Genomic DNA, 13,003 nt, shown 5'->3' on the forward strand with positions numbered 1-13,003 from the left:
CATCATACTTATGGATATACAGATGCCGAAGATGAACGGCCTTGAGGCCGCAAAAATACTCAAGTCAAATCAGTCCACTGCAAAGATACCGATAATAGCTCTTACGGCATATGCAATGACAGAGGAAAAGGAGAAGCTTGGTAAAGAGTGGTTTGACGGCTACATTGCAAAACCTGCCGGTGTAAAGGATATTCTGAAGGTAATTGATGAAACGGTTCAGCGGCAGAAATAATAGTTGACAGATGGCCCCGATTAGAAAGTCTTTTCTAACGGGGCTTGTAATAAGGAGGCAGCATGTCTGAAGACAGTCCGAAGGATCCCATGGACAGAAAAGCTAAAATCCTGATTGTTGATGATGAAGAAATAAACCTTAAACTCATAATCGCAATGCTTAAACACCACGGCTATGTTTTTGAGACAGCAGCCGACGGCGCTGAAGCGTTAGCTAAGACAAAATCTTTTGAGCCTGACCTGATTTTCCTTGACATCATGATGCCTGAGATGGATGGCTACGAGACATGTAAAAGACTGAAGGAAGATGCCGCTACAAAACAGATCCCTGTTGTGATGGTAACAGCCCTTGCAGATAAGGAATCCAGGATTAAAGGGCTTGAGATGGGAGCTAATGACTTTCTTTCAAAGCCTGTTGACAGCACAGAGCTTATGGTGAGAACAAAAAACCTTCTGAGGGTAAAGGAGTTTGAGGATTTCCTGAAAGGGCACAATGAATTCCTTGAAGCAGAGGTCTGGAAAAAGACAGCCCAGCTCAGGGAAAGCTACATAGATACCATACATAAACTTACAAAGGTTGCCGAATACAAAGATGAAGATACATCCTCGCATATAAAAAGGTCGGGCTATTATGCAGCGCTCACTGTAAGGGAACTGGGCTGGCCGGCAGAAACGGTTGAGACAATATTTTATGCATCGCCCATGCATGACATAGGCAAGATCGGCATTCCGGCAGAGATTCTACTTAAGCCTGCAAAGCTTACGACAGAGGAATTCGCATTGATGAAGACACATACAACTATCGGCGCCAACATCCTCGGAGGCAGAACCTCCGGGATTATTCAGATGGCGGAGATAATCGCTTTAAGCCACCACGAAAGATGGGATGGGGGAGGTTATCCGCGAGGGTTAAAGGGCGAGGAAATTCCGATAGAGGGAAGGATATATAACATATGCGACCAGTATGATGCGTTGAGAAGCAGCAGGCCTTATAAGCATGGCTTTGATCATTTAAAAACATTTAAGATAATCACCGAAGGCGACGGCAGGACTATGCCGGAACATTTTGACCCCAGTGTTCTTCAGGTTTTTAAGGACGCTCATAAGCAATTTGAGAAGATATACGAAACTCATAACGGTTGATCCAAAAATCTCAAAAATCTTTACCCCGCTTTACCCCGTTAGAAAGCTCTACTCGCTAAAAAATATTTCTAACGGGGTTTACATTCCACCTTCTGTCCTATAAAATATTTTCATCTCAATAAAACAGGAGCAATTATTATGGCCACTGAACTGACTGAGATAGTATTTGACGAACTTGGGCCATCAAAGATAATTCATATCTATTCTCCGAAATCGGGTTTAAAGGCAATAGTTGTTGTTGACAATATTGCATTGGGACCCTCAATAGGCGGAGTCAGGGTTTCACCCTCAGTAAGCGCCACTGAAGTGGCAAGGCTGGCAAGGACAATGACCATGAAAAACTCTATTGCAGGGCTTCCCCACGGAGGCGGCAAGGCAGGTATAATTGCTAACCACAAAGACCCTAAAAAAGAATTATATTTCAGAGAGTTTGCCAAACAAATTAAAGATTTACATGAGTATATTCCCGGGCCTGATATGGGCAGTGATGAGGAGTCTATGGGATGGATTTATGATGAGATTAAACGAGCTGTTGGACTTCCTGAACGCATGGGCGGCTTGCCCTTAGATAAACTCGGCGCAACAGGCTTTGGGCTTTCAGAATGTGCAGAGGTCTCATGCCCCTATGCTGGCATAAGGCTTAAAGGTGCACGGGTAGCGATTCAGGGATTCGGAAGCGTTGGCAGGGCAGCGGCAAGGTTTCTTTCGGAAAAAGGCGCAATCATAGTTGCGGCAAGCGACACGAAAGGGACGATTCACAATCCGGAGGGTCTTGATCTCAAGTGTCTTTTTGAGACAAAGGATGCAACGGGCAGCGTTATAAATTGCAAAAAGGGCACAGCGAAAAAAATGGAAGAGATATTCTCACTTGACTGCGATATACTTATTCCGGCTGCAACCCCTGATGTTATACACAAGGACAATGTAAATGACATTAAGGCAAAACTTGTTCTTGAAGGGGCCAACATTCCCGCAACAAAAGAGGCTGAGGATATACTGCATAAAAAAGGCGTCGTCGTGGTCCCTGATTTCATAGCAAACGCAGGCGGTGTTATAATGGCTGCAATGGAATATGCCAGGAAGATTGAGAAAGAGGCATTTGAGGCCATAGCAGCAAGGATTAAGACAAACACAAAGCTCATCCTTGAACAATCAAAAACTGAAGGCGCCCTGCCCCGCCATGTTGCAGAGCAGATTGCAAAAGAAAGGGTTCTAAAGGCAATGGAGGGGTAACTACCCCTTCTTCCAATACGGATTTGCTATATCCTCAAATGCAGTTAAGGCAGCTACTGCTCCCTGCGAGACTGCGGTAACAATCTGCTTTACCCCTCCTGTAATGTCGCCTGCCGCATATACAAGCGGCATTGAGGTCCTCATCTTATCATCAACCTTAATGTAGCCCTCTTCGTCCATCTTTAAGCTGAGTTTTTCTGCTATATCATTATTCGGCTCGTAGCCTATTGCCACAAAAACAGCATCTGCCTTGATGATATTTGTATTGCCTGTCTTTGTGTCCTCGACTTTGACTTTTTCAACGATCCTGTCGCCTGTAATTTCTTTTATGGAAGTATTCCACATAACAGGCATATTCCTCTGAAATACGCTCTGCTGAAGCCTGTCTTCCGCCCTGAATGCGTCCCTCCTGTGAACTATCGTTACATGGGCGCCAAGGCTGTCAAGATAAAGCGCATCTGTGAGCGCAGAATTGCCGCCGCCGACAACTATGACATTCTTTCCGTCCTTAAAAAAATAGCCGTCGCATGTAGCGCAGTAACTCACCCCCCTTCCGGCAAGCCTGTCTTCGCCTGTTGCATTAAGTTTTTTGCTTCCGGCTCCTGTTGCAATGACTATAGCCTTTGCATTGTATATTCCCCTTCCTGTAGTGATTTCAAAACCGCTATCTTTCTTTTTTATATCACTTACGCTGACGCCCTGAAGGATTGATGAATATGCCATTGTCTGCTTTGCCATGAGTTCAACAAGTGTTTTGCCGGCAATGCTCGCAAATCCCGGATAATTATCCACTACCGGAGTTATCGCAATCTGGCCTCCGACATTAGCCTTTTCAAATACAATAGTTTTTAACCCGCTCCTTTCAGCATACAAGGCAGCAGTAAGCCCTGCAGGACCCGCTCCTATTACAACCATGTCATAATCTTTTAATCCTTCCCTCCCTGTGGGCATTACATATTCAACAGGCTTCCCCTCAATCAAAGACTCGGCAAAATATTCCTCAGACTGCAAGCCGGGTGATACGAGAGTTTCTCCCACAAAGGTCCTCGGCACAGACATGGCGCTGTATTTTTCAGCAAGATCCCTGTTTTCGTAAATTTCTATAACTTCCGCTGATACAAGGCCTTTCCGTTCTATGGCTGCTGAAATAGCATACATAGCCTGCTGTGGACAGTAAGGACATGTCGGGCTGACGAATACCCTTACATATCTTTTTTCTTTCAGCCTTTGCAGTCTCTTCTTAGTATCTGGAGAAACTGGCGTTTGTCCGGTTGACGCCATTATTATTGACTGGACCAGTGAACGGCCTTCTTCACCCAGTGGCGCGCCTGTATAACGGATGCTGTATTTATCAGGCGCTATAAGAATTGTCGGCGACCTGTGGACATCTCTATTCTTGGAATTCTCATCTCCAAGTTTATACAGCTTGATTTTAATTTTACTGCTGGCCTCTGCTATTGCCTCTATGAGATCTACCGCAAGATCGTTGAACATATCGTTTACACCGATTTTTGTGTAAACCTCAATCAAGACATCATCCCTGAGTTCCTTGAATGCTTCTCTTAATGCTGTCTTTATATCTTCTGTAATCAGTTCTTTTTCCATGGAACATATTCTATCAAAAAAATTGCAATGAAAACACATATTCCGAAAAATAGACATAGAAAGTTGTCATTGCGAGGATTCCTCGTCTGTCATTGCGAGCGAAGCGAAGCAATCTCTTATGACAGACTCGGAACAGGCTCCGCAATCTCGCTTTTTGCGATGAGATTGCAGCGAACCCTTCGGGTTCTCGCAATGACAGGCAATTTAAGCGTCTATAGTTCTATGTCTATTTTTCGGAATAAATAAAAAACTTGACAAATATTTTTGTATGTGCTAAAAAAGGACTAAAATCATCCTATTTAGGAAAGGGGGCAAAAATTATGGAGCTTGTAAACACAAATAAACTCGGGGTAACTAAAGGCACGCCGCTGGAAGAAGCGGCAATGGCAAATTTTAAAGGCGAAACTTATGAAGTGGGGCTTTACCTTGCAATGGCAAGGCAGGCGCAGAGAGAGGGCTATCCGGAGATAGCCGAAGCGCTTAAGAGGATTGCATGGGAAGAGGCGGAACACGCGGCCCGGTATGCTGAATTGAACGGCCTTATCTCAGAGAACACGAAAGAGAATCTTGAAAAGATGCTTAACGGAGAAATAGGCGCAAATAAAGGGAAAAGAGAAGCAGCAGTGAAGGCAAAGGAGATAAACATAGACGAGGCGCATGACCTTTTTGACGAATCCTCAAGAGATGAGGCAAGACACGCAATGATGCTCAAGGGGCTTATAGGAAGGTTTTTTAAGTAATCATGTATATAACACGGGAAACAGATTACGGAGTAAGGTGTGTGCTATATCTTGCAAGAAAGGCTCAAGATATAGCAACGGTTAATGAGATCGCAAAGGCTATGCACATTCCTAAAAGTTTTTTAGCAAAGATAGTTCAGCGCCTTGTAAAGGCTGGAATTGTAAAATCCGGCAGGGGAATCGGCGGAGGATTTTCTCTTGCAAAAAAACCAAAAAATATCAGTATTCTGGATGTGATAAAAGCGATTCAGGGAAATTCCACGATTAATATATGTGCGCTTGATAAAAAGATGTGCCGATTAAGCAAAACATGCAGTGTGCATCCTGTCTGGGCGGAACTTAGGGGAATTATTGAAAAACGCCTTCAAAAAGAAAATTTTGCAAAATTGATTTAGGCAGTTAAAAAAATTTAGATTTAAATAGGATGATTTTAATCCTGATTAAAACAAAGGAGGTTAGGCTATGTATCCAATATGGGAGGTTCCTTACCTGAGCGCCGGTATCATACTGGCAATAATAGCGACTTTTCACATGCTGCCATCGCATCTTGCAATAAGCGCTATGTGGTTTAATATCTATGTAGAGACCAAGGCATATAAAGAAAATCGGCCCGAGCTTCTTGAATTCATAAAAAAATACTCTCTTCTTCTGTTGATATTCTCGTATGTGCTTGGCTCTTTAAGCGGGATCGGAATCTGGTATGCAGCCACTGTTGCAAATCCAAGAGGCATATCAGGGCTTATACATAACTATGCCTGGGGCTGGGCCACTGAATGGGTCTTCTTCATAATTGAAGTAACAGGCATATTCATTTACTACTACACGCTCGGTAAGGTGGATAAAAAAACCCATCTTAAAATAGGCTGGATAGTTGCCATCGGCGGATGGACCACAATGGTAGTTATAGTCGGCATACTGGCATTTATGGTCTCACCCGGGAAATGGACTGTGACAGGCAATTTCTTTGATGGCTTCTTTAACCAGACCTACTGGCCCCAGCTACTGATGAGAACAGCGCTGATGTTCAGCATTGGCGCCGCTTATGCCATTGCAGTGGCATCACGAGTCAAAAGCGGAGATGTAAAACGGTTTGTCGTAAAAGCAGCATCCGTGTGGGGGATTGCAGGGTTAATAATAGGCAGTGCAGTCTTTTTCTGGTATCTAAAGACGCTCCCCGAGACATCACGCGGGCTTATTGATATACTTGCAACACCCGGACTTAAAAGAGGAATAATTTTTTCACTTTCTCTGCTTATCCTTTATTTTATATACGCAAATATAAAGCCGTTGAGCATCAGGCTCATCCCTGCAATTGTGGCAATTGCCGTCCTTTTCGTAGGAATATGGTCCACTGAAAGGATAAGGGAGATGATAAGAAAACCATTTATCATTCCCGGATACATGTATTCAAATCAGATAATTGGAAAGGATATTCCGGCAAAGGGCGTGAGTGCGGAGACAAAGATTATAAACGAAAAAGGCATTCTCAAGGTTTCTCCATTTGTGCCTGAAGGTCTAAGGGATATAAACGAGACAAATCTCTTACAGGCTGGAAAGATGATAGCCCTTAGAGAATGTTTATCCTGCCATGTGCTTAATGAAAAGGGATTGAGGCCAATGCCGCAAATGCTGAAAAGGCTTGGTATAAAAGATGTGGAAGCGGCAGAGGGTTTCATTGATGCACTCAGCGGATATCCTTACATGCCACCCTTTGTAGGAACAACTGCTGAGAAAAAGGCCCTGGCAACGTATTTAGTATCGCTTAACAAATAAGGAGGTAGTCAATGGAAATAGGAACAATAATAAAAACATTACAGGACCCGATGGGAATTCCTTTTTATCCTGTTGTGTTTCAGATCCTGATGGTGCTGACTTTTGCGCTTCACATCATGTTTGTGAATTTTACTGTCGGGACATCAGCTCTTGCGCTATACGGACATCTGAAAAAAGATAAATATTGGACAAGACTGTCAAAAGCAATGGCAAAAGCGGTTTCTGCCAATGTTTCAATAGCAATGCTTTTGGGTGTAGCTCCGCTTCTCTTCGTTCAAGTTGTGTATGACCCTTTCTGGTATGCGTCTAACAGCCTTTCTGCTGCCTGGGTTATAGGCTTCATTGCCATAATGATGGCAGCCTATAGCTCTGCCTATGTCTTTTACCTTGGCAGAGAGAAAAAGGAAGGCAGGGGATTTGCCTTCTTCGGCGTTCTTGCAGTCGGCCTGTTTATAATGTCAGGGGTTATCATGCATGCCCTCAGTTACCAACTCCTTCAACCTGAGAAATGGCTTCAGTGGTATATAAAGGGAAATGCTGTTGACACATCCGGGACATCTTTGCATGCCTTTCAACTTCCGAGATTCCTCCATTTCATCATTCCCTCTTTCGCCATGACAGGGATATTCCTGATGCTCTATGCCTGGTATTTTAAAGAAAGAGCGGATATGGAAAAGGGATACCTTGAATGGGTTGGCAGGACAGGAGCAAAAATGGCATTCAACTTTACAGCGATACAGGCGTTACTGGGTTTCTGGTGGTTATTCAGTCTGCCGACAGCATTCAGTTTCTTCACGAATCCCTTTTTCATAGTTGGAGCAGGACTCGGAATAGCTTTACTGGCAGTTCTTTATAATGCCCGGAAAGACCCTGTAAAATACGCTGTGCCGAGCACTTTAGCTTCATTTATAACGATTTTCGGTATGTCATATGCAAGAGAGGCATTAAGGATGAAATATCTCGGCCGCTTTGATTATTCAATCTTCAATTACAAGTTAAACATTGACTGGGGCAGCACTGCCTTGTTCCTGTCCACATTTGTAATGGGCCTGGTAATAATAGGCTATCTCCTGTCGGTTGCCTATAAATCTGGCAGGGTTAGCGGTGAATATGTTGCAACACCTTCTATACACAAATGGGGCAGAATAAGCATCGCCCTTCTCTTAATCTGGATATTGATTGTGGCTGGTTTGGGGATTGTAATCTCGGTAAGAAATTACTTATAATTACCTTATTAAATTATTTGTTGAAATAAGGAGGGTATCATGGCTATAGAATGGACAGAAGACTTAGCAACCGGCGTAAATGAGATTGACAAGCAGCATAAGGAATTGTTCAAGAGAATAAACAATATGCTTGAGGCCTGTAATCAGGGAAAGGGAAAAGAAGAGGTTGATAAAGTAATAAAATTTTTGGAGGACTATGTAGTAACGCATTTTACTGAAGAAGAAAAATATATGACTACGTTTGATTACCCTGGATATTCTACTCATAAATCACAACATTTATGGTTCATAGAAAACTTTTCTGGTTTAAAAAGGAAAATTGAAACAGAGGGCGTGGGTGTGCATATTGTGATACTCACCAACAGTTTAGTTGTTGATTGGTTGATTAATCACATACGTAAGGTGGATAAGGCATTGGGCGGATTTTTAAAAGCCAAGATTTGATATAAAAGGACTCCAACAGAATTACGATTATTTGAACGATTCACGACACTAAATGTAAAGCTGAAGTCGCACTTATAGTCTTCTTATATAAATAATCCCGAGACCCAGGAATACCATTGCTGCGCTCAATATCTGTCCCATCGTGATGAAGCCTGAAATATACCCTATCTGCGCATCGGGCTCCCTGAAAAACTCCGCAATGAATCTGAATATCCCGTACAGCATAATGAAAATCGCGGAAAGGACGCCCGGCCTGAATCCCCTGTCTTTCAGCAGCCAGAGAATGGGAAAAAGCACGACACCTTCCAAAAAGAATTCATAAAGCTGTGACGGGTGGCGCGGAAACGGTCCTCCTGACAGGAAGACCATGGCCCACGGTACATCCGTGATTCTACCGTAGAGTTCTCCGTTTATAAAGTTTCCTATCCTTCCGAGCCCGAGGCCTATGGGCGCCGTGACGATGACAATGTCCGCAATTTGCCAGAAGTCCAGCTTGAATTTTCTGCAGAATAGTAAGCCCGCAAGAATGCTTCCTATCAGTCCTCCGTGGAAGGACATTCCCCCTTGCCACACGGCAAATATTTCGAGCGGGTGTTTGGCATAGTACGCGAGATTGTAAAAAACAATATATCCCAGACGCGCGCCTGTCAAGAGACCGAGTATGAGATAAAAATAGAGGGAATCAACGTCAAGAGTTTTGAGTTTTGAGTGTTTGTCGTTTTTTAACTCTGAACTCTTAACTCCAAACTTTTTAATCTGGAATCTGACCAGAAGATAGGATGATGCAAAGCCTATGAGATACATCATACCGTACCACCTGACAGCAAATGGTCCTATTCTTATAATTTCAGAATCTATTTTTGGATAAGGAATCATTCAAGCCTCCATAAAATTAACCGCATATTATAACTTAAGCATGATATCAAGGCATTCAAAGGCCTCCGAAAATTTTTCCGGAGGCCTTTTTTTGTTTTTGTGCACTCGCTCGTTAAACAGAAAACATACTCATATACTGGCTCAGCGCATTGAATGTCCCTGTAAAAAGCAGGATACCCACAACCACAAGAAATAACCCGCTCACAACAGATACCACTCTCATATAGCGATTTATTTTTCTAAAATACGAGAGGGCGGTACTTATAGCAAGAGATGTTATTAGAAAGGGTATCCCAAGACCGAGGGCATACGCAGTTAGCAGCTCTATACCAGATGTAACGGAATTTGCAGTGCTTGCATAAAGAAGAATTGAGCCTAAGACAGGGCCGATGCATGGTGTCCAGCCTGCAGCAAAGGCAATCCCCACAAGGAAAGAACCTAAAAGCCCTGCGGGCTTGTTCTGTAAATGGAGCCTTCTTTCCTGCGATAGAAACCCGATTTTCAGTATGCCTGCAATGTAAAGTCCCATAACCACAATCAGCACCCCTCCGATTTTTCCGATGGCATTCTGATAATCAGAAAGTATCCTGCCGAGAAAGCTTGAGGATGCGCCGAGGAGGACGAATATCAATGAGAATCCGGCAATGAAGAATAGAGAGTTTTTAAGGGTTAGCTTCCTTATCTTTCCCCTGTCCTGTTCACCTGTCAGGTCTTCGAAGGATATGCCTGTAATATAGGAGACATACGAAGGAATAACAGGCAAAACACAGGGCGAAAAGAATGACAGGAGTCCTCCGCCAAATGCCATCAGTAATGACATATTTTCCATCTTATCCTCCTATTTCCTGTTCTTTAAGGCATTTTCCACGTCGTTCTTGAGACTGCCTTCTAAATACATCCCCATGATCTTTTTTAGTATCCTGCCGTCTTTCCCTACTAAAAATGATGTAGGAAGGCCCGTGATGTTTCCGTAGTTCCTTATCACCTTGTCGTCAGCCATCGCCACAGGATATGTCATACCCATTTCTTTGATGAAGGATTGTGACACATCATCCTTTGCAATACCGACAACAGTAAAGCCTTTGTGTTTGTATGCATCATAAACCTTCTGAAAGCCCGGTATCTCCATTTTGCATGGAGGGCACCAGCTTGCCCAGAAATTAACAAGCACGACCTTTTCTTTAAAGTCGGATAGGCGCACATTTCTGCCATTCAAATCCTTCAGTGAGAATTCCGGCGCTATTTCATTTACTGCCGGCTTGCTCCCTGCAAAGGCAAACCTGTCTTTGACAGCCGAGAATAAATAAATGCCTATTACTAAAACAACAGCAATCCATAGGATATTTTTTTTGGACTTCATACAAAACCTCCTGAAAATAATTTTAATTATGTTTTACCCAAATCCAGCGATAAGCCTATCAAGTTATTGATACAGCTAATTTTAATGAGACCCTGAACTTGTTTCAGGGTCTCATGAAATGCTGAAATAAATTCAGCATGACAAAATTATCGCTGGATTTGGGTTTTAAATAAATCTGAGAAAACTCAGGAGGTAATTTGGGGAGGATGGAATATGGAAGATGCCAATTCCAGACGGTAAATTAAATCAGGGTAAGCACAAAATTTTGTGTAACCTTTATCAGGGACAATGATTGCCGAATTGGCCTTTACATTAAATACAAATGTGAAGACACTGCATACAAAAGACCTATCCTTGGGGCAGAGGCTCGCTGACGATGAAACCCCTGCAAACAAAACTGCAAGACACAATGCTATCAAAACAATGCAAGAAAAAAGTCCTTTTTTCATGGCTTATATGTTTTAACTTAAAAATCTTTTAAATGTCAAGGCAGCGGGGCTGACTGAAGCAGTCAGCCCCTTTTGTCGGCTAACTACTTATGATAAGCCTCTCCTGCCTTCGTTATATCCTCATATTTGCTGGACTCTTTTTTATACGCTACTTTTTTCTTAACTGGCGGTATAGAGAAGTTGCCTTTTACATGCCACTTGTCCTTAAGATAATACCATGGCGCAAAGTCTTCTATCTTCCACCCTTCCTTCACCTTTATCTCGGTGGTTGCCTGCATATTCTTTATGGACAGACCCTTTTTGTTTGCCACTACAGTGTGTTTTCCCTCAAAAGGCTCAGCGCCCTGGTCTGTATACTTCCACAGCACCTCCTGTCTCTGCTCTCCGTCCTTTGTATGACAGCTTTCGCAATTCCTTGACCTTCCGTATTTGTGGGACATCTTGTCCATTTGTATCCAGGCAAGGGCATTATCGTTTTCAGGCATCCCTTTCAGAAGTCCAACAAAGGCATAGGCATCGTCTGTTCTTTCAAGGTCAGGCAGATTTATAGGCCATCTCCAGGCAAGCCCGGGTTTAAGCCCTCCTGCACTCTTCTGGTTCATTGCGGCCATTGCATAAGGCTTTACCGGTATCCATCTCCCTTTTTGATCCTTGATGAGTATGGGCTCTTTCATAACACCATAGTAGGCGTTATACTTTTTAAACGGAGTATTTACCCCTGCAACCTTGCCGGGACCCCAGAAGGTTGCGGTATAACCTCCGACATCCTGTATGTGGCACGCCTCGCATGAGACTTTTTTGTGAACAGATTTTGCAGCAGCTTTTATTTCGTTATTGTGACACTTTGCACAACTCGCCTGTCTCTTCACCTGCCCGTGGAGGAGCTTTTTGTCCGTTGCAGGTGTATTGTGGCAGTCAATGCATGAGAGCCCTTTTGAATAATGAATGTCAGGGGTTAGCCCCTTCGGGTTTGAGTAATCTCCTGCTATGTAACCGGCTCCCCGTCTTCTGTCCTCGGGCCCAGCATGGCAGAGAGACCCCCTGCCGCCGCCATAACAGGTCTGTGGTGCTATCTTCTTTGTGAATGTGTGAGAGCCTGCTGACGGGTCATTGGGGTCTTTCTTTTTAGGTGTGTAATGACAGTCAAGGCATCCCGCATGGCATTGATTGCATGCCTTCTGGTTGATTGATGCCATCTCCTTTGTATATGGAACTTTGGTGTTTTTAGCTATCTCCTCAGAATTGTCCACAAACCAGAGCCCGCAGTTATGCGGTCCCCTCTTCTTGGCAGTCCATGTCTTATACTGGCTCTGTTTTGCATTGTGTCCCATTGCAGCCTTCTTGAATTCCTCCACCTGCTTTGGATGGCATACTCCGCAGGTCTTCTCCTGCACCGGATAATTATGGGAAAGGGTTTCGGGGTTTTTATCATGGTACAGTATGGTGAGGGCCGCGGGGTCCTTTACGGGCTTGCCGTCTTTTTCGACCATGGGGAGCAGCTCGACCACAGGGTTCTTCCCCCTTGGCTCCAGGGATTCAGGCTTAAATTTTTCAAGCTTATCCCTCGTTACTGCCTGGAATCCTTTGAGTTTTACATAATAGAGTCTTAGCAGTCCTTTATGCGCGCCGTCCTTTACAGCGTCTTTCGGATTGCCGAGATGGCAGTCTGTGCAGGATGCAGGCATCTTTGTCTGCTTTTCCACCTCTTGCTGTGTAACTGCAAACTGGGAGAAACCCATCTCCTTCATCTTTGCAGTATTGCCGTGGCATTCAAGACAGCTGCTGACCTCCTGTGGCTTCTGCTGGGCAGCGCTTTTGGCGCTGATAACAAACAATAGCATCATGCCCAGTGCCATCCCAAATATTGCATTTTTCCGCATACTTTCCCTCCTATATGAGAATTTCAAGTTGGATATAAGAATA

14 protein-coding genes are annotated in these 13,003 nt (G+C 43.7%); 9 read left to right on the forward strand and 5 right to left on the reverse strand.

Going from position 1 to position 13,003, the window contains the following annotated elements:
- The 3 genes from HY035_02020 to HY035_02030 form a co-directional block, all read left to right on the forward strand.
- A partial coding sequence (locus tag HY035_02020) for a response regulator (GenBank protein ID MBI3377167.1) occupies positions 1-232 on the forward strand: 232 nt, incomplete at its 5' end.
- An 89-nt stretch (positions 233-321) separates the two neighbouring features.
- Positions 322-1,374 (forward strand): response regulator, encoded by a 1,053-nt coding sequence (locus tag HY035_02025; GenBank protein ID MBI3377168.1) that lies wholly within the window; start codon positions 322-324, stop codon positions 1,372-1,374.
- 150 nt (positions 1,375-1,524) lie between these two features.
- On the forward strand, positions 1,525-2,607 hold the full coding sequence (locus HY035_02030) for a Glu/Leu/Phe/Val dehydrogenase (GenBank protein MBI3377169.1): 1,083 nt from the start codon (positions 1,525-1,527) through the stop codon (positions 2,605-2,607).
- On the opposite strand, the gene trxB is transcribed toward HY035_02030, so the two are convergent.
- The gene (gene trxB / locus HY035_02035) at positions 2,608-4,212 is read right to left on the reverse strand and encodes a thioredoxin-disulfide reductase (protein MBI3377170.1); all 1,605 of its coding nucleotides are present in this window, start codon (positions 4,210-4,212) and stop codon (positions 2,608-2,610) included.
- A gap of 320 nt (positions 4,213-4,532) precedes the next feature.
- On the opposite strand from trxB, the gene HY035_02040 reads away from it, so the two are divergent.
- The 5 genes from HY035_02040 (at position 4,533) to HY035_02060 (ending at position 8,395) form a co-directional block, all read left to right on the forward strand.
- Entirely contained in the window at positions 4,533-4,952 is a 420-nt protein-coding gene (locus HY035_02040) for a rubrerythrin family protein (GenBank protein ID MBI3377171.1), read from the forward strand.
- Between the two features lie 2 nt (positions 4,953-4,954).
- Positions 4,955-5,347 carry an Rrf2 family transcriptional regulator gene (locus HY035_02045; GenBank protein ID MBI3377172.1) on the forward strand — a complete coding sequence of 131 codons (393 nt, stop codon included), beginning with the start codon at positions 4,955-4,957 and terminating at the stop codon, positions 5,345-5,347.
- 67 nt (positions 5,348-5,414) lie between these two features.
- Positions 5,415-6,725: a cytochrome ubiquinol oxidase subunit I gene (locus tag HY035_02050; GenBank protein ID MBI3377173.1), complete on the forward strand. Its 1,311-nt coding sequence runs from the start codon at positions 5,415-5,417 to the stop codon at positions 6,723-6,725.
- 11 nt (positions 6,726-6,736) lie between these two features.
- Entirely contained in the window at positions 6,737-7,951 is a 1,215-nt protein-coding gene (locus HY035_02055) for a hypothetical protein (GenBank protein ID MBI3377174.1), read from the forward strand.
- Positions 7,952-7,990: 39 nt separating this feature from the next.
- The gene (locus HY035_02060; GenBank protein ID MBI3377175.1) at positions 7,991-8,395 is read left to right on the forward strand and encodes a hemerythrin family protein; all 405 of its coding nucleotides are present in this window, start codon (positions 7,991-7,993) and stop codon (positions 8,393-8,395) included.
- A 72-nt stretch (positions 8,396-8,467) separates the two neighbouring features.
- On the opposite strand, the gene HY035_02065 is transcribed toward HY035_02060, so the two are convergent.
- The 3 genes from HY035_02065 to HY035_02075 form a co-directional block, all read right to left on the reverse strand.
- Positions 8,468-9,271: a prolipoprotein diacylglyceryl transferase gene (locus HY035_02065; GenBank protein MBI3377176.1), complete on the reverse strand. Its 804-nt coding sequence runs from the start codon at positions 9,269-9,271 to the stop codon at positions 8,468-8,470.
- 112 nt (positions 9,272-9,383) lie between these two features.
- Positions 9,384-10,100, reverse strand: a complete 717-nt coding sequence (locus HY035_02070) for a cytochrome c biogenesis protein CcdA (GenBank protein MBI3377177.1) — start codon at positions 10,098-10,100, stop codon at positions 9,384-9,386.
- Positions 10,101-10,109: 9 nt separating this feature from the next.
- On the reverse strand, positions 10,110-10,631 hold the full coding sequence (locus HY035_02075) for a TlpA family protein disulfide reductase (GenBank protein ID MBI3377178.1): 522 nt from the start codon (positions 10,629-10,631) through the stop codon (positions 10,110-10,112).
- A 288-nt stretch (positions 10,632-10,919) separates the two neighbouring features.
- On the opposite strand from HY035_02075, the gene HY035_02080 reads away from it, so the two are divergent.
- Positions 10,920-11,096: a hypothetical protein gene (locus tag HY035_02080; protein ID MBI3377179.1), complete on the forward strand. Its 177-nt coding sequence runs from the start codon at positions 10,920-10,922 to the stop codon at positions 11,094-11,096.
- Positions 11,097-11,163: 67 nt separating this feature from the next.
- On the opposite strand, the gene HY035_02085 is transcribed toward HY035_02080, so the two are convergent.
- The gene (locus HY035_02085) at positions 11,164-12,960 is read right to left on the reverse strand and encodes a cytochrome C (protein MBI3377180.1); all 1,797 of its coding nucleotides are present in this window, start codon (positions 12,958-12,960) and stop codon (positions 11,164-11,166) included.
- Positions 12,961-13,003 lie beyond the last annotated feature (43 nt).

The sequence above is a fragment of the Nitrospirota bacterium genome, from assembly GCA_016195565.1.
In the GTDB taxonomy this organism is placed as follows: Bacteria; Nitrospirota; Thermodesulfovibrionia; order Thermodesulfovibrionales; family UBA1546; genus UBA1546.